This window comes from Providencia sp. PROV208, from assembly GCF_028479465.1.
Classification (GTDB): Bacteria; Pseudomonadota; Gammaproteobacteria; order Enterobacterales; family Enterobacteriaceae; genus Providencia; species Providencia alcalifaciens.
This window is the reverse complement of the sequence record NZ_JAMPNS010000012.1, coordinates 215,929-236,949: the sequence shown is the minus strand read 5'-3', so window position 1 is coordinate 236,949 and position 21,021 is coordinate 215,929. Positions and strand designations below refer to the sequence as shown.

Genomic DNA, 21,021 nt, shown 5'->3' with positions numbered 1-21,021 from the left:
GAGAATTTAACGATGAAGAGAAATAGATTTCTTATATTCATAGTTGCCCCTTTTATTTTGAATTTTTTATTCAGCGCGGCAACGCATGCTGTCACGGTCACTAACAGCTATGTTTTTATTGAAAATAACGTTGATGACGAATATTTCATTACACCAAGAACAACGGACCCCCGTTTTTCAGGTGCCAACAAATATACGCGTTACTCAAAATCGCTACAGCTGAGTTTGGGCTATATGGGGTATGTGAATACGGCCATTCAGGCAAACCAATTTGTTGATATCTGGTTAGAAAATTCTCAGATAGATAGACCATTTACTGGGAATAGGTGTATGCGAGGATATTGCAATGACGACAGTGGTTATTGGCCAGCGCAATACCTTGGGAAAGAGGGTGCATACAAGATAGTACAAAGCAATATTAATGGGGAATCTTACTATGCTCGGGGAATATTTAGTGATTCTGCATACCAATACTTTCTTAAGTTACCGGTAGGAACTGCCGAAAGTTATAGCTATAGATCTTGCATGACAAAAACCGATTATAACCCAAGCAAAGGCGAAACTTGCCAAAGTGTAGGCGGGCAGATTATCGCATCCCATGAATTCAATATTACTAAATCTGGGCATATCAAGCTGACTTCAACGGGGGCTTTGCAAGAGATATTTATTGATAGTAATGGAAATCCAACTTTAGGATTAGGTTCTCAATTTTGCAGAATCGGTATCGTATTAAATCAAAATGGGATTATCTGCCAAGTTGTCGATCATGAGACAAAGGGGGAGATATTCGCCAATATTATGTTGAGTTTAAAGGTTAATAGTACATTGATTCCGTTTGTACCCGCTGCTAACACGATATTGATTGGTCCTGATGACGGGAGTAATAGTTGGTATTATTACAATACAACTTACCCAGCGAGCTATTACTTTAAAGGCAATAATAAGAATGTATCGATATTTCTATCCAATACGTTTTTGAAGCGGTTGGTATCGTCCAATGTTGATTTTAAAAATAGCCAAGAGTTTTTTACGTTTTCATTTACTAACTCAGCGGTACCTCAATCTGGTTATTATGAGTTCACACCGTCCAATACCCTTATTCTTAAACCGCGGGATTATGGGATAAGTATTATCCCTGCTGACTTTAACCCGAATCAATCGAAAACAGGGAAAGTGGGAAATGAAGAGCCGCCAATTGAATTTAATTATATTGTGACGACCAGCGGACCAAGGCAGGCAGATTCAATTACGGCAGCAGTGGATGGACCGAGCACGACGCTAAAAGGGCAATCGTACTGCTTATTTAGTTCGAATGATGACAAACTGCAAGTCCCGTTTTCGGCGTATTTGTCATTTAAAAATTACACGGGAAGCTTAGAGTCTTACCGAGCCAGCTGCGATAGCAACGAGATCTCCCTCAAAAATGCGTTATGGGAGGAGACTCCGTGGGCAAAACCGAATGAAGATTTAGGCTCGTTTTATCGCACGAATTTAGATTTATCATTTCCAATGAATGAAGCGAACTCATTCTTTACGTTGGATGGAATTGATTGGTTAGGGACCGTTTCGGCAAGCGGCACCGTGACAGTAAAAGCCATCTGGACGGGACCCGATATTCATTAAATATGATTCACCTTTGAGGCGATTTATTTAATCTTAAGTCGCCTTTTTCTTCAGCGCTAACAGGTTAAATATGACATTCAATTCTTTGCTGAAATTCTTATTGCTCAGCATGCTATTTTCATTCAATGGCAGCGCTCATGCACTCTACATTAGCTCGGATATTTCTTCGATGGACTCCGAGGGCGAATTCTTTTCTAAGCCTTATATTAACGATACCAAAAAAACCAACTTGTACAGTTTCAGCGCATATCAGATTGATAAACCGGGTAGTCATGAACAAGGACGCGCGATTCATGATGGTGAAATCATCTTTACACCACTCAAGAAAATCCTATTACCGGGAGAGCAGGAATTTTTTAAAATTTTTTATCGCGGAGCGGAAGATAACCAAGAGCGCTATTACAAAATTATCATCAGTGAAACACCGCTTGAAATGCAGAATGATAAAGAGCAGCGTAAACAGCCGCTGTTTTACCCAACGGTGAGTTTAGAAACGTACTTCGTCGTGAGACCCAAACAGCCTGATTTTAAGTACACTCTCGACCAAAATGCAGGCATTTTGAAAAATACAGGGAATACTTATTTTAGAGTATTGCTGCATAACAATTGCAATGCAGAGGATGATACCGAGCCTTACGTTCTTTACTTGCTACCTAATCAAACGTATCAAGATGCGCGTTTATCTAAAAAAAGTCGCAAGTACATTGTTATTTTTGATAAATATTACGCCGTAGGTAACTGTGAGTAGTGCTGTTTTGGTGTGATTTTTAATTAGATTAAATTCTGCTTAGTTTTAGTGCTAAAGAGAATGAGTGCTAATAAGTCAAATTTATTTTTGAATGAAAATATCTCATTCTTGTATTTTGAATATGTTTAAAAATCAATTATGAAATTGATTTTCATTTTCATTTATTGTCTTCAGACTTCTAATAAACACCAGAAAGACCATCATAAGAGGAAATCTAAAACAATAAAATTTTAAGAGTATTATTTTTTATAATCATTTGAAATTAAGGTTTTATATATTACAAAACTCCGAGTTATATATTCTAATGCATAACGAATTCCCGGAATCAGCCACGAGTTAAGCGGCAAAAAGTAGTTCACTATATTGATTACCAACAGCTTTGTTGATGTAAAACAACCTCTCAAATTCCGCGATTGATATTATTAATTCAATAAAAAATTCTAATTACCTCTAATCATGTGGCTAGTGGTGTTATTGCTAATAGCCCAGAGAATACATTTTCTTAATCATTATTTTAGCGAAAAAAACTTTTTATTATTTTAAGCAATTGCAATTTAAGTGAGCGAGTTATATATGGCCAATATAAAAGAGAAAGCTGCTATTTTTGCTCCTCTTAGCCGTCGCGGCTTTGTGAAAGCGGGTGCCGTGACAGGTTTAGCCGCAGCAGCGGGAGGATTTTCCCTTCCGTTCAGTGCCTCAGCGGAAACAGAGCAAAAAACATCGACACCATCAGGGAATGAAAAAGTTGTTTGGAGTGCGTGCACGGTAAACTGCGGAAGCCGTTGTCCATTGCGTATGCATGTGGTGGACGGTGAAATCAAATACGTTGAAACGGATAATACCGGTAATGACGTATATGAAGAACTGCATCAAGTCCGAGCTTGTTTACGTGGACGCTCAATGCGTCGCCGCGTTTATAACCCAGATCGCCTACGCTACCCAATGATGCGTGTGGGCAAACGCGGTGAAGGTAAATTTAAACGAATCAGTTGGGAAGAAGCGTTCGATGTTATCGCGGATAACATGAAACGCTTAATCAAAGACTACGGTAATGAGTCCATTTACCTGAATTACGGCACAGGTACTCTGGGCGGCACCATGACAAAATCATGGCCACCGGGAGCGACTTTAATTGCGCGTCTGATGAACTGTTGTGGTGGTTACTTAAACCATTACGGTGACTACAGTACTGCACAGATTGCAGCGGGTCTGAACTACACCTTTGGTGGCTGGGCAGACGGCAACAGCCCATCTGATATCGAAAACTCTAAATTAGTGGTGATGTTTGGTAATAACCCAGGCGAAACGCGTATGAGTGGCGGTGGGGTGACTTACTATGTTGAGCAGGCTCGCGAAAAATCGAATGCGAAAATGATCATCATCGACCCTCGCTATACAGATACGGGTGCAGGGCGTGAGGATGAATGGATCCCAATTCGTCCGGGGACGGATGCGGCATTAGTGAATGCCATTGCTTATGTCATGATTAAAGAAGACTTAGTCGACAAGCCGTTCTTAGATAAATATTGCGTAGGTTATGACGAAACTACGATGCCAGCAGGCGCACCCAAAAATGCACATTATAAAGCGTATATCTTAGGGGAAGGACCTGACGGTCAAGCGAAAACGCCTGAGTGGGCTGCATCGATCACTGGTATTCCCGCTGCGCGTATTGTGAAATTAGCACGCGAGATTGGTACCGCAAAACCGGCTTACATTGTGCAAGGTTGGGGACCTCAGCGCCGTTCTAATGGTGAGCTGACTTCCCGTGCGATCTCTATGTTAGCGATTCTCACGGGTAATATTGGTATTCACGGTGGTAACACGGGGGCACGCGAAGGTTCTTACAGCATCCCGTTTGTCCGCATGCCGACATTAACTAACCCAGTCAAAACCAGCATTTCGATGTTTATGTGGACAGACGCTATCCTGCGTGGTCCTGAAATGACGGCTACCCGTGATGGTGTCCGTGGTAAAGACAAATTGGATGTGCCAATTAAAATGGTATGGAACTACGCAGGTAACTGTTTAGTTAACCAACATTCAGAAATTAACCGTACTCACGATATCCTACAAGATGAGTCTAAGTGCGAAATGATTGTGGTGATTGATAACCACATGACCGCCTCTGCAAAATATGCGGATATCTTACTGCCAGACTGCACTGCATCGGAGCAAATGGATTTCTGTATGGATGCGTCCGCAGGCAACATGTCCTACGTTATTTTTGCCGACCAAGCTATCAAACCTCGTTTTGAAAGCCGCAATATCTATGAAATGACCAGCGAAATTGCCAAACGTATGGGTGTCGGTGAACAGTTCACTGAAAATCGTACCCAAGAAGAGTGGTTGCGCCATTTATACGAACAATCTCGTGCGGCATTACCTGAGTTGCCAACGTTTGAAGAGTTCCGCGAACAAGGGATCTTCAAAAAACGGGATCCGAAAGGTCACCATGTGGCTTACCAAAGTTTCCGTGAAGACCCAATCGCGAATCCATTAACGACACCATCAGGCAAAATTGAGATCTATTCCGCGCAATTAGCTGAGCTGCAAAATTCATGGGAATTGGAAGAGGGGGATGTGATCCATCCATTGCCAGTCTATTCCGTTGGGTTTGAGCAATACGGCGACCCATTAATGGAAAAATTCCCATTACAGTTGACGGGCTTCCACTATAAATCACGTACCCACTCAACCTATGGCAACGTGGATGTATTGAAAGCGGCTTGTCCTCAAGAGTTATGGATCAACCCACAAGATGCGGCAAAACGCGACCTGAAACATGGGGATTTAGTCCGCGTATACAATGACCGCGGCGAAGTGCGTGTCAAAGTCAAAGTCACACCACGTATTTTACCAGGTGTAGTGGGGTTGGGTGAGGGGGCATGGTATGACCCAGATGGTAACCGCGTTGATCATGCGGGCAGCATTAACGTGCTGACCACTCAACGTCCATCGCCATTGGCGAAAGGGAACCCATCACACTCGAATCTTGTTGAAGTTGTGAAAGCTTAAGGATGCCAGATATGTCAACGCAATATGGTTTTTATATCGATTCAAGTCGTTGCACTGGCTGCAAAACCTGTGAGTTAGCGTGCAAAGACTTTAAAAATTTATCTCCAGAAGTGAATTTCCGTCGTATTTATGAATATGCGGGTGGTGATTGGACTGAGCAAGATGGTGTGTATGGGCAAAACGTCTTTGCGTATTATCTGTCCATCTCTTGTAACCACTGTGACGACCCAGCGTGTGCCAAAGTATGTCCGAGTGGTGCAATGCATAAGCGCGAAGACGGGTTTGTCGTGGTCGATGAAGCAGTGTGTATTGGTTGCCGCTATTGCAGTATGGCATGCCCTTATGGTGCTCCTCAGTTTGACCAAGTCAAAGGTCACATGACTAAGTGTGACGGTTGCTATGAGCGTGTTGCAGAAGGCAAAAAACCAATTTGTGTGGAATCTTGCCCACTGCGTGCACTGGATATGGCACCGATTGAAGAGCTACGCGCCAAATATGGCGATTTAGCGGAAATCGCACCGTTACCGTCAGCGGAGTACACTCATCCAAATATCGTTTTAAAATTGAATGCCAATAGCAAACCTGTCGGTGATACCACGGGACATCTGGCTAACCCGGAGGAAGTCTAATATGGGAGCGGGAATTCATGAATGGCCATTGATGTTTTTTACGGTCATTGGTCAAAGTGTTGCAGGTGCATTTATTGTGATGGCAGCGGTGTTGTTAAGTGGCAAATTATCCACTGAACTTAACCGCAAAGTGCATTACAGTATGTTCGGTTTGTGGGTCTTAATGGGCATCGGTTTCTTATTATCGACGATGCACATGGGCACACCACTGCGTGCATTTAATGCGTTTAACCGTTTAGGTGCGTCTTCATTGAGTAATGAAATTGCCAGTGGTGCAATCTTCTTTGCCTTTGGAGGCTTGTATTGGTTGTTGGCTGTGTTAAACAAAATGCCTGCGACATTAGGCAAACTGTGGCTAGTGGTAGTGGCGGTATTAGCGGCTATTTTTGTGGTCGCGACCTCTCGTGTGTACCAAATCCCAACGGTACCAACGTGGAATAACAGCTACACCATGATCAACTTCGTGTTAACGGCATTCTTGGGTGGACCAATCCTTGCGGCATTGCTGCTGCGCGTGGCTGGGTTTGACCTACAATGTATTCGCCGTCTTCCTGCATTGAGTGCAGTGGCGTTGTTGGTGAGTGCAGCAGTGGCAATTTCTCAAGGGTTTGATTTGGCGAGCATTGAAACTGCAGTCCAAAAAGCAACGGATTTAGTCCCTGACTACGGTTTCTTAATGGATATTAAGATTGTCGCCATTGCGATGGGCTTGGGTTGCTGGGTCATGCCGTTAATTGCGAGACGTAATCCCTCTGTTGCTAATTTAGGCATAGGGACTTTGTTCGTACTGGCAGGTGAGATTATCGGACGCGGTGTGTTCTATGGTCTGCACATGACCGTTGGTATGGCAGTTAATTAAGTCTGTCTGTATGAGGCTTAGCAAAATGTTTTGCTAAGCCTTTTTATTTATAATTTTTTATTAATAATAAGCCAAACAATAAATAAACAGTGGATTACACACCATGAACGAACTCGCTTTAAATGATATTTCCGTTACAGCTCGGATCCTTGGTGCGGCATTCTATTATTCTCCTGATCAGGTGCCTGACATTATCGAATTACTGGCATCAGGTGAGTGGGTGTCAGACTGGCATTATGGGTCTGAAGAGCAAAAACAGGCAATAGCGACAGAAATGGCAGTGGTTCAACGTGATGACGAAACACTGGATGAAGCATACCAACGCCTTTTTATCGGTCCTTACGCACTCCCTTCGCCACCTTGGGGTTCGGTCTGGTTAGATAAAGAAAATGTACTTTTCGGGGAATCAACCTTACAACTGCGCGAATGGATGCAAGCAAATCAAATTGATATTCATCTCACTCAGAATGAACCCGAAGACCATTTTGGCTTACTGATGATGATGGTGGCTTGGGTGGCAGAGCATCAACCCGAAAAACTCGCCGAATTACTGGGGAAACATATTTTGCCATGGGGCTTGCTCTATTTAGAGAAAATGCAGGAAAAAGGCAATTCTCCATTTTATGTTGGGCTGAGCAAGCTTGCTCACTTAACGCTGGTGGCTTGGCAAGATTCGATGAATATTGAAGCAGATAAAAAGCTGATTTTTTATCGCTGATGAATTGGTTAGCGATCTTGGCGGTCGCCAACTTATCCTAAGGTTTGATCTGCTGTTTTTGTTGGATCCAAATACGGTAAGCGAACGCACTACCCACTAACCCTAAATAGATAAATGGCTCAGGCGTTAGGGTTTTTAATGATAAAGCATAGTGGCAAAGTGCGAGTAATAGCGTTGGATAAAGCAGCATGTGAATTCTTTTCCACCATACGCCGAGGCTCATTCGTATGCGGTTGAACGAACTCACCGCCATTAAAAATAAGCATAGCCAAGCAGTGGCGCCAATCACTAAATAGATCCGCGAAAAAATCTCATCGAAAAATAACGCCAAATTATTGATGCCAATCTCCAATAATAGATAACTAGTTAAATGCAGTACAGCCCAGAAAAAACACCATAATCCCAGTAATTTTCGCGCTTGAAACAGGGCAGTAAATCGCAATAACCTCGCAGCCAGTGGAATTAGCACGATAATGAGCAGCAAACGTAAAGCGGCTATTCCCGTAAAATGTTGAATATCTTTAGCAGGATCAGCGCCAAGTCGTTGAGCGTCGATTAAAAAAATCAGCCATGCCAAAGGGAGCAGTGCAATCAGATGAAAGCTCCCTTTGGTTAATGCAACGATTAGCCTACTGTCTTGGGGCATCAATAGTATCTCCGCAAATCCATTCCTTGATATAAGCTTGCCACTTGGTCGCCATATCCATTAAACAGCAATGTAGGCTGGCGGGTGACTTGACCTAAGCCTCCTGCACCAATAAAACGCTCGGTCGCTTGTGACCAACGAGGGTGATCAACATCTGGATTCACGTTGGCAAAAAAGCCATATTCACTCGGGGCGGATAGGTTCCATGTGGTATCCGGCATTTGCTCAGTAAGGCGAATTTTGACAATGGATTTAATCCCCTTGAAGCCATATTTCCACGGGACGACCAACCGGATCGGCGCACCGTTTTGGTTGGGTAATGTTTTCCCATAAACGCCAGTAGCAAGTAGAGTCAGTGGATTCATGGCTTCGTCTAAGCGCAATCCTTCAACATAAGGGTAGTCTAAGCCTCCGCCAACATAGCGGCTTTTTTGTCCTGGCATTTGTTCGGGGGCATAGCGGGTTTCAAACGCCACATATTTGGCCTTACTGGTGGGTTCGACTAACGCCAATAATTTTGCTAGAGGAAAGCCAATCCAGGGGATGACCATCGACCAAGCCTCAACGCAGCGCATACGATAGATACGCTCCTCTAAGGGGAACTTAGTATTGATGTCATCTAAATTAAGAGTGAGGGGGCGATTCACTTCGCCATCAATGGTTACCGTCCACTCATCTGTGACTAAAGTATGGGCATTCTCGGCAGGATCAGATTTACCCAGCCCAAATTCATAAAAGTTATTATAACCCGTCACTTTATCTTCAGGGGTGAGCGTTAAGGATGACTGAAATTCGGTAGGCTGAGTAAATGTCAGCACTTTTCTTGGCACCGTAGGAGCTGCTGGGGTGTCATCATTAAACCATGAAAAGAGCCCCGCATTTGCATTCGTCGCAATGGTTAAACCCGCAGCCCCAACGCCTAAGGCTTTAAGCAACTGTCGGCGTTTCATAAAAAAGACAGATTCATCCGTGATGTGAGTGGCGGGAATTTTAGGTAACTTTTTCATCATGCGCTCCATAGCAAAAAGAGGAATGAAATCAGTTATACCGAAAGCGCGATAAAAGTGGCTGACAGTAAGATGACAAATTTGTCATCTTACTTAATTGTAGGAAACTTTAGCGTAATAGTGCTGGTACCTGCATGGTGTTCAAAGCTAACTGAGCCGCCATGCAGTTCAACAATGGCTTTGACAATCGCCAGCCCCAGCCCAGTTCCCTCCGTGGTTCTGGCATTATCTCCGCGCCAAAAACGGGTGAAAATCTCATTACTATTTTGTAGCGGTTCGCCTTGGTTGGTAATGTTAATTTCCCGTTGTTGCGGCAGGGCAATAATTTGGGTAACAACGCGGGTGCCTGAGTGCGAATACTTAATCGCGTTGGATACGATATTCACAAAAACTCGGCTGAGTAATACAGGATCAGCATCAATCGTTATGGATGAAGGCTCGCAATAGAGCTCAATTTGTTTCTCTTCCGCATACGCGGAAAAGAGCTCATAAACATCGTTAACGATTGAATATAGAGAAAGACTCTCTCGATTTAAGGTAATGTTTTTATTTTCAGCACGGGCAATAAACAAGGAACTTTGGATCATTTTCGCCAGTTTATCGAGCTCCTCAATATTACTGACAATCATCATTTCATATTCACTAACACTACGTGAGCGCTGGAGTGTAATTTCATTTTGCACCCGAATAGCATTGATGGGGGTTCTCAGCTCATGCGCCAAGTCATCGGCAAATTGAGTGAGCTTAACAAAATCGTGTTTTAGCTGTTGGCGCATGGTGTTCATTGACTCGCCCAGCACTTTCAACTCCTGTGGTAGCTGATCAATATCGATCGGATCATTCAACGCATGAACATCCGTTTTGATCGTGATCTGGCTCAATGCCTGAATATCGGATAAGCCTTTTTTCAAGAGCCATAAACTGAGCAGACCCATTAGCAAAATCGATAAGGCAGAAATAAGTAAGCTTTGGGTGAGGTACTGGGTCAATACGCCGCTGCGGTCGACGGAGACTTTACCAAGCACCACATGGAGCGGCCCTATTGGGGAATTCATCGCGAAATAAACTGCGGAAATGGGGATACCTTGAGCGGTTTGCCAATGGTTGATGGCATTGATATTGAGTTGTTCAAGATTGACTAACTGAAGCGGTTGCGTATCCAGTAATTCTCGATTGGTGGTGACCAGTATATGCCCTGTTGTATCAGAAATTTGAATCAAGTCTTGGCGCATGTCCATCATACTTTGGAAATACATGGGAAGCGTTTTGATATCAATGCCACCTGCGATGAGTTTGGCAAGCTGTTCCGCACGGTTAACCAATAAATTGTTATCTTGCTCAGATAATTCATTTTTGAGTGAATGATACAAAATCCATGTCACTACACCGGCATTAGCAACCATCAAAATGATAAACAGAGAAATAAGTTTAAAGCGAAGTGACTTCTTTTTCATTCTATTGGCCTATTTAAGCGATACCCCATCCCGCGGATGGTTTCGATAAGCTTAATTTCAAACTCATCATCAATTTTCTTTCTCAATCGACGGATGGCGACATCGATGATATTGGTATCACTGTCAAAATCGATCCCCCAGACTTCGCTAGCAATTAAAGTTCTCGGTAAAATTTCATCGCAATGTAGGACAAAAAACAGTAATAAGGAAAACTCTTGTCGGGTTAGGATAATTTTTTGTCCACCACGCTCAACCTCATGGCGAGTTAAGTCAATTTTGAGATCTGCAATGGTCATGGTGGTTGAGACGGGCTGGTTAACTTTTAATTGGTTTTTAACCCGTGCTAATAATTCAGAAAATGAAAACGGTTTAACAAGATAGTCATTGGCGCCGAGCTCTAAACCTTTAATCCGGTCATCAACAGCATCTCGAGCCGTGAGACAAATGACCGGAATATTTTTAGCTGTGCGTAGGATCTTTAAAATCTCCCAGCCATTCATACCCGGCAGCATGATGTCGAGGATCACTAATTGATAATTGTTTTCTAAGGCAAAATAGAGTCCATCGCGACCATCATCAGCGACATCCACAAGAAATCCGGCTTCTTCTAAACCATTTTTGACCCAACCTTGCGTTTTTAGGTGATCTTCAATTAATAGTATTCTCATGGCAACCTAACAATGACATTATTTGACTTAATTTTATTTCATCTTAAAGAAATTTTAACGTTAAAGAAATGGCTAGGAATTTAGTCCTAAGATGCGATGTGAAAGACCAATAGGAAGAAACAACACGGGGTTCTCATTGATTGCAGGCTCAATAAGCCCCGTGTTGGGGGATAAAACTTAGTTTCCGCTATGTGGCTGATAGCCGTAACGGATGGTTTCGACGTCGTCGAGTTGAATCTGGGTGACGGTAGGCTGTGTGGTGGCGATAACGCGACCATCACGGATGGAGTAACGTACAGGCACTTGGCGACGAACTGCATCAAAACCGTTTTCAGCAGGCAGGATCAGTAGGCTGGCACGTTTCCCTTCATTGATACCGTAGTTTTGTAAGTTCAGTGTTTTTGCACTGTGCTCAGTAATCAGTTTGAGACCATCGTTAATCTGACCATAACCCATCAATTGGCAAACATGCAGTCCCATGTGCAGCACTTGCAGCATATTGGCTGTACCCAGTGGATACCACGGGTCGAATACATCGTCATGACCGAAGCAGACATTAATATTGGCAGAGAGCATCTCTTTGACACGGGTGATCCCACGACGTTTTGGATAGGTATCGAAACGACCTTGTAAGTGAATATTCACTAATGGGTTGGCGACAAAGTTAATGCCAGACATTTTCAGCAGACGGAATAAACGGGATGCATAAGCCCCATTGTATGAGTGCATGGCTGTGGTATGGCTAGCGGTGACGCGTGAGCCCATATTTTCACGGTGAGCGAGAGCGGCAACGGTTTCAACAAAGCGTGACTGTTCATCATCAATTTCATCACAATGAACATCGATTAAACGGTCGTATTTCTGTGCCAGAGCGAAGGTTTTATGCAGTGATTCCACGCCATATTCACGAGTGAATTCAAAGTGCGGAATGGCGCCGACAACATCGGCGCCTAAGCGTAATGCTTCTTCTAATAGCTCTTCGCCGTTTGGATAGGACATGATCCCTTCTTGTGGGAAGGCAACGATTTGCATATCCACCCACGGCGCAACTTCTTTTTTCACTTCCAGCATGGCTTTCAGTGCCGTTAAAGTGGCATCGGAAACGTCAACGTGGGTACGAACATGTTGGATACCGTTAGCAATTTGCCATTTTAGAGTTTGCCAAGCGCGCTCTTTCACATCGTCATGGGTCAGCATCGCTTTGCGCTCAGCCCAACGTTCAATTCCTTCAAACAGCGTACCCGATTGGTTCCAATTTGGCTGCCCAGCGGTTTGGGTCGTATCCAAATGGATGTGTGGCTCAACAAACGGTGGAATAGCTAAGCCGCCTTCGCCGTCTAGGCTGTTGGCTAATACTTCACCTGCGGGCTGAGGAACGATAGCTTTGATTTGCTGATTTTCAATATCGATTCGCCACAGACCTTCACGTTCAGGCAAACGGACATTGTGGATATGTTGAATGTGTTGATTAAGCACGGGTCATCTCCGAATTAGTGGCGCGCACGCGATTCAATAGTGGATTTAGGATGGCGTAGCAGATAGCACCGCCAAGCACAGCGTTCACAGGGACAATCCCCGGTAACCAATGTCCTGCGGCAACGCCCGCAGCAACAGCGATTAACGCACTGATATTCACATCGCGCATTTTGCTCATGTCAAAAGTGGCATAACGATGACGATACATTAAGTAATCCGCAATGATAATGCCACCAATCGGTGGAATGGCTGAGGATAAAAAGGTCAGCCAGCTGACAAAGTTGTTATACAGCCACAGTGCGCAGAGTGTGCCCACTAAGCCGTTGATAATGGATAATGTTTTACTGGATAAACCCGTGATGTTTGCGAAGCCCAAACCGGAAGCGTATAGCGCATTGTCATTGGTGGTCCAAATGTTTAAACCAAGCACAATAATCGCAGGAATGAGCAGCCCTTGCGCGATCATCACATCAGAGATGTCTGCCATACCGAGGGAAGCGGCACCCGCAGCACCAAAGATAAACATGAGTGAGTTACCCAAGAAGAACGCCACAATGGCAACCAGTACCGCGATCTTTGGTTTGCGCCCGAAGCGAACGAAGTCGGCGGTTAACGTTCCGGCGCTGACAAACGAACCGACCACCATGGCGAGCGCAAGGTTAAAATCGATAGGTTGGGCAGGTTTAACGGTTTGCAGTGCGCTTAAGCCACCGACATCGGTGACGGCAAGATACACAGAGTAGCTACCTAAGATAGCAATAGCAGGAACAGCAACAATTGACAGAACGGTTAATGCCGAGATTCCGAAGAACACGGTGATGGTCATCAAAATACCGGAAATACCAATCAGTAAGTTGATATCCCAGCCTGTAGCTTTACCGACGGGAATGGCAAACATAGCAACACCAACGCCGAACCAGCCGACCTGTGTACCGCCAAGTAAGAATGAAGGGAGCCAAGAGCCGCGGATACCAAATGAATAACGAGCAAGAAGGTGGGTTGTTAAGCCGGTTTTTGAACCAATGAAACCAAGAAAGGCGGTGTAGACACCAAGAATAAGATTACCAATGAGAACTGCGAGGAAGAAATCGTTGAAACTAAGACCGGTACCGAGAGCGCCTCCGGTCCACATGCTGGCGGAAAAGAACGTTAAACCCAGCATTACAAAGGTTAATGCGAGCCCGCCTTTTCGCGCGGATATGGGTACTGGCTCATGACTATAATTTTTATCGCCGGACACAATGACCTCCTGTTGCTTTTCTCTAGCCAAAAAATCCGACGCAGTTTATAGCCGTAAAAATAAAAAGCAAACGATTTCATACATGCTTAAAAAGAATTAATGAATGGTGTTTTTGCGCATTTTTTACTCTAGTGAGCATGGTTGGTGGGTGGGGGATGAAGCGATAATAAATCGAGTGAATGAATAAAATGACAAAGCAAGGACGAAATGAAAATGACTCTCAATACAATAAAATAAGCGTAAAATAAAAATAAAAGACTTCCGATCATGTGGATTTTAATACATTGCTATTTTTATTTATATTTACGCAAACAAATATTATAGGCAAGTTGGTTTTTATATTTATTTATAACTACTCTTTTAATTTGTTATGTGGGATTTATTACTTCAATATCTTTGTAAGGAATGATTTAAATCCAATTTAATAGTCAAATATATAATTTTTATTATTTACTAAAATTAATGGTTTTATATTAAATAAATGAAGTTTGAAAAAATCGTTCTAATTTTAAAAAAATGATAAAGACGTTAATTTTATCGTTATTTTAACGAAACTTAATGTTTACTTTGCGTTATTCATAGCTATGTTTTTAAAGGATATTTTTAATTTTTGGTGGATTTTTTTATGATAAACATTGTGTGGATCACAAAATGACGGTTAATTTTAAAATAGGGAATTAAAATTGATATCCCTCAATTAAATAAAGCCATTAAAGCTCACAATGAATCACCAATTAAAAATTACTCTTCATTTTGTTTTTCTTATCTATTTATCCAGGGATAAAAGAGGTGCAGTCATGATAATACAAATTATCGCGGCATTAATTATTGTTGTTACAATTTATCTTTTAATAAAAAAATATGAAACCCGAATGGTGTTAATTGCTGCGGGGCTGGTGCTGTGTATTGTCAGCCTTGTGCCAATGGATGCCTTAAATGCATTTAGTGAGCGTATGGTTTCAGCCCCTCTGATTCAAGCCATTTGTTCCAGTATGGGTTTTGCCTATGTCATGAAATATACCAAGTGTGATAAACACTTAGTGCTTGTGTTATCTAAGGTTTTAACACGATTAGGTTTTTTCTTGATCCCCGCCGCCGTTGTATTGACCTTCTTCATTAATATTGCAATTCCTTCTGCGGCAGGGTGTGCCGCTGCGGTAGGTGCAACATTAATTCCATTGTTGATTGCTGCACGTATTCATCCTGCTATTGCTGGCGGTGCCGTGCTGTGCGGTACTATCGGTTCTATGTTGAGTCCAGGTTTGTCTCATAACCCATTTGTGGCACAAATGTCGAATATGAGTATTGTTGACTTAATTGCTCGCCATGGACCATACAGTTTATCGGTGGGGGGTATCGCAGCTGTTTCGTTAGCGGTCGTCGCGTTGGTGAAAAAAGAGTACAACATGAAAGCCGTGGTAGAGGTGAATGGCGCTGCGGGAACTGAGCCAAATACGCCGGCAGAGCAGCCAAATTACCTGTATGCAACAGCACCTTTTATTCCGTTGATTTTATTGATTCTTCCGTTCATGGATGCATTGAAAGCTTATCAAATCAGCGTACCCGCAGCGATGGTGATCGGGGCTATTTATGCATTAGTGATTACCCGCACTAACCCTTCTACGATCACGAAAGAGTTCTTTAAAGGAATGGGGAATGCTTATGGGGATGTCCTCGGGATTATCATTGCAGCTGCAGTATTCTCTGCGGGCTTAAAAGCATCTGGTTTAATTGATTCTTTTATTGGTTTTCTGATCCATTCTCCTGAATTTGCACGTTGGGGAGGGACTTTGGGTCCATTCTTAATGGGGATTATTACGGGCTCAGGCGATGCAGCGGCATTTGCTTTCAATGAAACTGTCACGCCGTTTGCTCAGCAATTTGGTTACGAAATTCCTGATTTGGGAATGGCATCTGCAATTTCTGGCGCCTTGGGTAGAACCATGTCACCGTTAGCGGGTGCAGCTATCGTTTGTGCGGGTTTAGCCAATGTTAACCCGATGGAAATTGTTAAGCGTACTGCGCCCGGCATGATTGTTGGGGTGATCTTTATTGCGCTCATCATGCTTTAATTGTAAGGAGATAACATGTCGAACATCACATTAGAAAAATTGACCGAATGGCGTCGTGAATTCCATCAATATCCAGAGATTGGTTGGTCTGAATTTTTAACGACCGCGAAAATTGTTGAAGAACTGCGTGGCTTAGGTTTAGACGTGAAAGTGGGTCCACAGGTGATTAATCCTGAATACGCTTTTGGACGCCAACAAAACGTGGTTGAGAAAGGTTTAGCGGTTGCAAGAAAACACCAAGTGAATGAAGATCTGTTAGCTGAAATGCAGGAACTAACGGGATGCGTTGCTATTTTTGATAGTGGTAAAGCCGGTCCGACAATTGCACTACGCTTCGATATTGACTGTGTTGGGGTGACGGAGAGTACCCAAGAAACTCATCGCCCAAAAAATGATAATTTTAGTTCTTGCCACCCTGGTGAGATGCATGCCTGTGGTCATGATGGACACATTGCAATTGGTCTAGCTGTTGCCCATTGGCTAGTGGCAAATAAAGCCAGCTTATCTGGCAAGGTAAAATTGTTATTCCAACCTGCTGAAGAAGGGGTTCGTGGTGCAAGAGCGATGGCTGAAAGTGGGATCGTGGATGATGTTGATTACTTCTTAGGGGCTCACCTGGGATTTATCGCCAATAGCGGTGAAATTGTGATTAACCCTACCCATTTCTTGTGCACCACTAAGTTGGATTTTCGTTTCAAAGGAGCACCTTCCCATGCGGGAGCTGAACCTGAATTAGGTCGTAATGCATTAGCGGGCGCCTGTCATGCAACAACGCAAATGCTAGGCATCTCACGACACGGTAAAGGCATGTCACGCATTAATGTTGGGGTGTTGAATGCAGGGGAAGGGCGTAATGTCACGCCATCGTATGCCCAAATGCAGGTAGAAGTGCGTGGGGAAAACGAAGAAATTAACCGCTTTATGAGCGAAAATGCCATTCGCATGGCTGAAGGCTCCGCACATAGCTTCCAATTAGAAATGGAAAGTGAAGTGATGGGGGAAGCGGTGGATTTAACCAATGACCAAGAACTGATTGATACTCTGGCAAGTGTGGTGGGACAACATGCTGAATTAACAGCGGTTGCAACTCGACCATTTGGTGGCAGTGAAGATGCGACAATTTTGGCTAAGCGTGTTCAGCGCCATGGTGGTAAATCACTGTATTTCGTTGTGGGTGCGGACAGAACCGCGGGGCATCACCAAGCTAACTTTGATTTTGATGAGAAACAGATGTTAACAGCCTATCAGCTGTATACCGGATGTTTAGTGTCCTTAATGTAATTTAAATTGATAGGTATTTAAGTGCTAGGTAGTTAAGTGATAGAGAAAAGCCGCTGGGAAAGGAATATCCCAGCGGCTTTTTTTATTTCGCTAAGGCATATAGCGTGTCTTTCAATAGATTGGCGGCAACGATAATATCGTCGAAGTCGGTGAATTCATCGGGATGATGGCTTATGCCTTCTTTTGATGGTGTAAAAATCATTGCGGTCGGAAATCGTTGGGCGAGGTTCATGGAGTCATGCCCTGCACCGCTTAGCATGGCCATATAGTCGATGTTGTGTTCAATACAGAGTTGCTCAATTAGGTGACAAATATTGCTATCTAATTTCACTGGAGCTTCGGCAGAAATTTCACGAAGTTGAATGGAAACATCGTTGTCTTGTTCAGACTTTTTAATGGAATTTTTCAAGTGATTGGCAACACGAGCAATACTTTCTGACTCAATACCGCGGATATCGACTAAGAAATTCACTTCTCCGGGGATCACATTCATGGAGTTTGGATAAACATTGAGTTTTCCAATCGTGCCGACAGTTCCCCAGACGGCTTCTCGGCATGCAGCGCGGTTGAGATCACTGATGATAGCCGCACTCGCCACTAAAGCATCATGGCGCTGGTACATGGGGGTTGCTCCGGAATGGTCGGCATGCCCCGTCACTTGCACTTGGAATCGGGTGGGGGCGGCAATACCGTTAACAATTCCTACGGGTTTTCCTGCTAGCTCAAGACGTCGACCTTGCTCAATGTGCATCTCAATAAACGCAGAATAGGTATCATCGGTTAATTGGCACTGTTCAATATCTTGGCTTGGGTAGCCAAGGCTATCAAGTACGTCGAAAAAATTACGTCCATCGTCATCGCGATTGAGTGACCATTTTTCACGGTCGACTTTTCCAAGTAACACTTTGCTACCAATACATGAAAAACCAAATCGACTGGATTCTTCTGCTCTAAAAATCACGAGCTCAAGGGATCGGGATAATTGTTGCGGCTGAAATTGCATGAGTGCATAAAATCCAGCAACAACACCAAGGGTGCCGTCATATGCACCGCCATTGGGTACGGTATCGAGATGGGAACCTGTTCCAACGGCGGGTAAATCGGGATTTTTTCCCGGCAATCGGCAAAAGATATTACCGACTGCATCTTGGCGTACGATAAAGCCTGCTTTTTGCATGATATCTATCATGTATTGATGTGCAGATTGGTCTATTGGCGTATAAGCTAAACGTGTGACGCCTTTATTTTCAGGATAAGAAGTAAAGGATGCTAATTTTTCAAATAATACTTTCATTTCATTAGTAGAAAATAATTCCCTAGTCATGAAAACCTCTGTTATAAAATAGTAATCAGATATGTTTTATTTTGGTGAAAATAAAAAGTGAATAAAAATAAGGAATGTTGAAATATATAAATATTTATATTGAATAATTACTATGGCAAATGAAAGGTCATGAAGTCAAATAGAAAAGCAGGAATATGGGTATTGTATGATTTTTATCAATATGCTGATTTTAAACGAAAATTAAACAAATTTTACGTTTTTTGAATATGCCGATAATTTCGCGTGAAATTAAAAAAAATTTTAAATTACACCGTAATTTTTTATTGTATATAGCACTTATATTGGGTGATTTTAAATTAAATAAGATATTTATTTTAAATAATTAATCTAGATTGATCGTTTATTTTATTTTTTTCATACCTTCATTAATTGTTATTTTTTTTCTTTAATTGTTAGCGTTTAAATTATGGAGATATAACTGAACTTTATCGAGCAGAAGACATAACTCACCGCTATTTTTTGCTTTGCGTCGTAGCCTTTGTGTGAATCGATGAATTTTTACAGCATCAGGGTGTGGACGTTGTAAATGTAACACGAGTCCTTTTAGGGCTCGTTTATGCGATTCACAAGCAGAAAATTGTTTATAAACTTGCATCAAATTGAGCCAAATTCCATGTCGGATAGCGAAGAATTGTAGGGTTTTCTCAAATGAAGCGTCATTTTTTCGAGCTAATATTAACCCACTAAATAGGCGATGGCTCATTTGAGATGTAGAGGGTTTCTGTCCGGTAATAATTTTATTAAGTCCAAGTTTAAATTGTTGTTCACTAAGTAAAATTAGGTTTTGGTAACGTTTTTTGGGGTTGGTTGGGTAAATCCAATAAAAAGCGCCCATTGCGACTAGTGGTCCACAAACAATAGCGATGGCATTACCGAGGCTTTCAGGAAAACTCAAGGTAAAAGGATAACTCGGTTGCAGTAAGATCAAAGAGACCATGATGTAATCAAAGGCGATTAAAATCAGTTTACTGTGGGCAAAAACAAAAATACCACTAATGATCACGGGGACAATAAAGATGCTCATTTGCCATGAAGATGATGCAAATGGCCATAAACACCACGTACAAATTAAGGCAGCAATTGCGCCAAGAGACTGTCCTGTAAATATATTTTTCATGAACTTAGCGGGATAATCGAGAGAAGCAAACAACGCTATCATGACTGATAACCCTAATGTCAGATAGGCAAGTGCTTGCCATTGGGTCACTAGCCACAAAAAACCAACGGTGGCAATGGTGACAAAAGCACGGGCGAAGGCTTGCCAAGCCGAAATTCGGTCATGGTGTAATTTCAATTTATCGACGCGGTAATGTGCTTTGATAGACACCCCTTTTGAGACATAAAACAGAGGGATCAGGAGATTCTTTAATACGCCATTAGGACACACGGAAAGAATATGTTTCCATTGTTGTTCAGTGGGTTGTATTTTGGGGAATGGGAAAGCAGCGATATTTTTAACATGTTCTAATTGCAGCAGAATTTGACTTTGGAAAAATAATTGCTGGCGTGCTTTTGCGACTTGTTTACGGTGATAACGCCAGCCAATACGGTTTGCCTCAAGCTGTTCATCATAGGTCGTCATTTGCTGCCAAAGTGTGTCAATTTCGTGCTTAGCAATAGGTTCTTTTTTGTATAACGAACGATGCAAAATAGTGTAAAACTGAGTATCAATTTTCTGTTTTAAAGCGATGATTGCGGTTTGTTCGCGTTTAGGTGTAAACAGAAAATTAAACACAATAGCGCATAACACCCCGACTAATATGGTCCAAAATCGATCCCAAGCAACAAAGAAAAGATTGTTAGTCGCGTGGACACTGAGCATGCTCACCATAACCGCGGAATATCCAGCCAAGAATGTCCCATAGGCCACAAAGCCTTTTTGTAATTGACCGATTCCACTGCATGCACCTAGCCATCCAGCTAAACTGATCACAAACAATAAAGGGCTGATCTGATGAAGTTGAATAAGCATCACGCCAGCCAGTACACCACTGACGGTGCCGGCAAAACGCCACCAACTTTTTTCTAATAGGTTTTCTCGCCATGGTTGTGCGGATGCCCAAACGGTCATTGCGGCCCATTGAGGATGAGCAAGTCCGGCATATTCAGCAATAAATAGCGCTAAAATCGATGCGCAGGCAGTAATCATAGCAAAACGTAAACGGTCAGAATCAAATCCGAGCCGTTGCATGAATGTGGTTGGTTGTGACATGGTTTTTCGCAGATGGATGAGTAAA

16 protein-coding genes are annotated in these 21,021 nt (G+C 42.8%); 8 read left to right on the top strand and 8 right to left on the bottom strand.

Features of this window, described 5'->3' with window-relative positions; all coding sequences use genetic code 11:
* The first annotated feature begins 12 nt into the window (after positions 1 to 12).
* From PR766_RS11320 to dmsD, 6 genes are all read left to right on the top strand, one after another.
* The gene (locus PR766_RS11320; protein ID WP_036966566.1) at positions 13 to 1,623 is read left to right on the top strand and encodes a hypothetical protein; all 1,611 of its coding nucleotides are present in this window, start codon (positions 13 to 15) and stop codon (positions 1,621 to 1,623) included.
* A gap of 70 nt (positions 1,624 to 1,693) precedes the next feature.
* Positions 1,694 to 2,371, top strand: a complete 678-nt coding sequence (locus PR766_RS11315; protein ID WP_006663164.1) for a hypothetical protein — start codon at positions 1,694 to 1,696, stop codon at positions 2,369 to 2,371.
* A gap of 573 nt (positions 2,372 to 2,944) precedes the next feature.
* Positions 2,945 to 5,389 (top strand): dimethylsulfoxide reductase subunit A, encoded by a 2,445-nt coding sequence (gene dmsA, locus PR766_RS11310; RefSeq protein WP_006659747.1) that lies wholly within the window; start codon positions 2,945 to 2,947, stop codon positions 5,387 to 5,389.
* An 11-nt stretch (positions 5,390 to 5,400) separates the two neighbouring features.
* A complete protein-coding gene (locus PR766_RS11305) occupies positions 5,401 to 6,018 on the top strand; it encodes a DMSO/selenate family reductase complex B subunit (protein ID WP_006663162.1) in 618 nt (205 codons plus the stop codon).
* A gap of 1 nt (position 6,019) precedes the next feature.
* Positions 6,020 to 6,877, top strand: a complete 858-nt coding sequence (locus PR766_RS11300) for a DmsC/YnfH family molybdoenzyme membrane anchor subunit (RefSeq protein ID WP_006659745.1) — start codon at positions 6,020 to 6,022, stop codon at positions 6,875 to 6,877.
* Between the two features lie 103 nt (positions 6,878 to 6,980).
* A complete protein-coding gene (gene dmsD / locus PR766_RS11295; protein ID WP_154635958.1) occupies positions 6,981 to 7,595 on the top strand; it encodes a Tat proofreading chaperone DmsD in 615 nt (204 codons plus the stop codon).
* Between the two features lie 37 nt (positions 7,596 to 7,632).
* Here the strand turns inward: dmsD and PR766_RS11290 are convergent, their stop codons facing one another.
* From PR766_RS11290 to codB, 6 genes are all read right to left on the bottom strand, one after another.
* Positions 7,633 to 8,241 (bottom strand): sulfite oxidase heme-binding subunit YedZ, encoded by a 609-nt coding sequence (locus tag PR766_RS11290; protein ID WP_154635959.1) that lies wholly within the window; start codon positions 8,239 to 8,241, stop codon positions 7,633 to 7,635.
* Positions 8,241 to 9,248 (bottom strand): protein-methionine-sulfoxide reductase catalytic subunit MsrP, encoded by a 1,008-nt coding sequence (msrP, locus tag PR766_RS11285; protein WP_006663158.1) that lies wholly within the window; start codon positions 9,246 to 9,248, stop codon positions 8,241 to 8,243. Before msrP ends, PR766_RS11290 begins: the two co-directional genes overlap by 1 nt.
* A gap of 89 nt (positions 9,249 to 9,337) precedes the next feature.
* A complete protein-coding gene (locus tag PR766_RS11280; RefSeq protein ID WP_006663157.1) occupies positions 9,338 to 10,702 on the bottom strand; it encodes a heavy metal sensor histidine kinase in 1,365 nt (454 codons plus the stop codon).
* Positions 10,699 to 11,370 (bottom strand): heavy metal response regulator transcription factor, encoded by a 672-nt coding sequence (locus PR766_RS11275; protein WP_006659740.1) that lies wholly within the window; start codon positions 11,368 to 11,370, stop codon positions 10,699 to 10,701. The genes PR766_RS11280 and PR766_RS11275 overlap by 4 nt, the downstream gene beginning before the upstream one ends.
* A gap of 177 nt (positions 11,371 to 11,547) precedes the next feature.
* Positions 11,548 to 12,846, bottom strand: a complete 1,299-nt coding sequence (locus PR766_RS11270; protein ID WP_036966374.1) for a cytosine deaminase — start codon at positions 12,844 to 12,846, stop codon at positions 11,548 to 11,550.
* Positions 12,839 to 14,086 carry a cytosine permease gene (gene codB, locus PR766_RS11265; protein ID WP_230086752.1) on the bottom strand — a complete coding sequence of 416 codons (1,248 nt, stop codon included), beginning with the start codon at positions 14,084 to 14,086 and terminating at the stop codon, positions 12,839 to 12,841. Before codB ends, PR766_RS11270 begins: the two co-directional genes overlap by 8 nt.
* A 797-nt stretch (positions 14,087 to 14,883) precedes the next feature.
* Here codB and dcuC point away from each other — a divergent pair.
* Positions 14,884 to 16,158 carry a C4-dicarboxylate transporter DcuC gene (gene dcuC / locus PR766_RS11260; RefSeq protein WP_006663154.1) on the top strand — a complete coding sequence of 425 codons (1,275 nt, stop codon included), beginning with the start codon at positions 14,884 to 14,886 and terminating at the stop codon, positions 16,156 to 16,158.
* A 15-nt stretch (positions 16,159 to 16,173) separates the two neighbouring features.
* On the top strand, positions 16,174 to 17,439 hold the full coding sequence (locus PR766_RS11255) for an amidohydrolase (protein WP_006659736.1): 1,266 nt from the start codon (positions 16,174 to 16,176) through the stop codon (positions 17,437 to 17,439).
* Positions 17,440 to 17,521: 82 nt separating this feature from the next.
* On the opposite strand, the gene PR766_RS11250 is transcribed toward PR766_RS11255, so the two are convergent.
* Together PR766_RS11250 and PR766_RS11245 are read right to left on the bottom strand one after the other, a co-directional pair.
* Positions 17,522 to 18,763, bottom strand: coding sequence for a Zn-dependent hydrolase (locus PR766_RS11250; RefSeq protein ID WP_154635961.1), 1,242 nt, complete (start codon positions 18,761 to 18,763; stop codon positions 17,522 to 17,524).
* A 406-nt stretch (positions 18,764 to 19,169) separates the two neighbouring features.
* The gene (locus tag PR766_RS11245) at positions 19,170 to 20,996 is read right to left on the bottom strand and encodes an FUSC family protein (RefSeq protein WP_154629657.1); all 1,827 of its coding nucleotides are present in this window, start codon (positions 20,994 to 20,996) and stop codon (positions 19,170 to 19,172) included.
* Between the last annotated feature and the right edge of the window lie 25 nt (positions 20,997 to 21,021).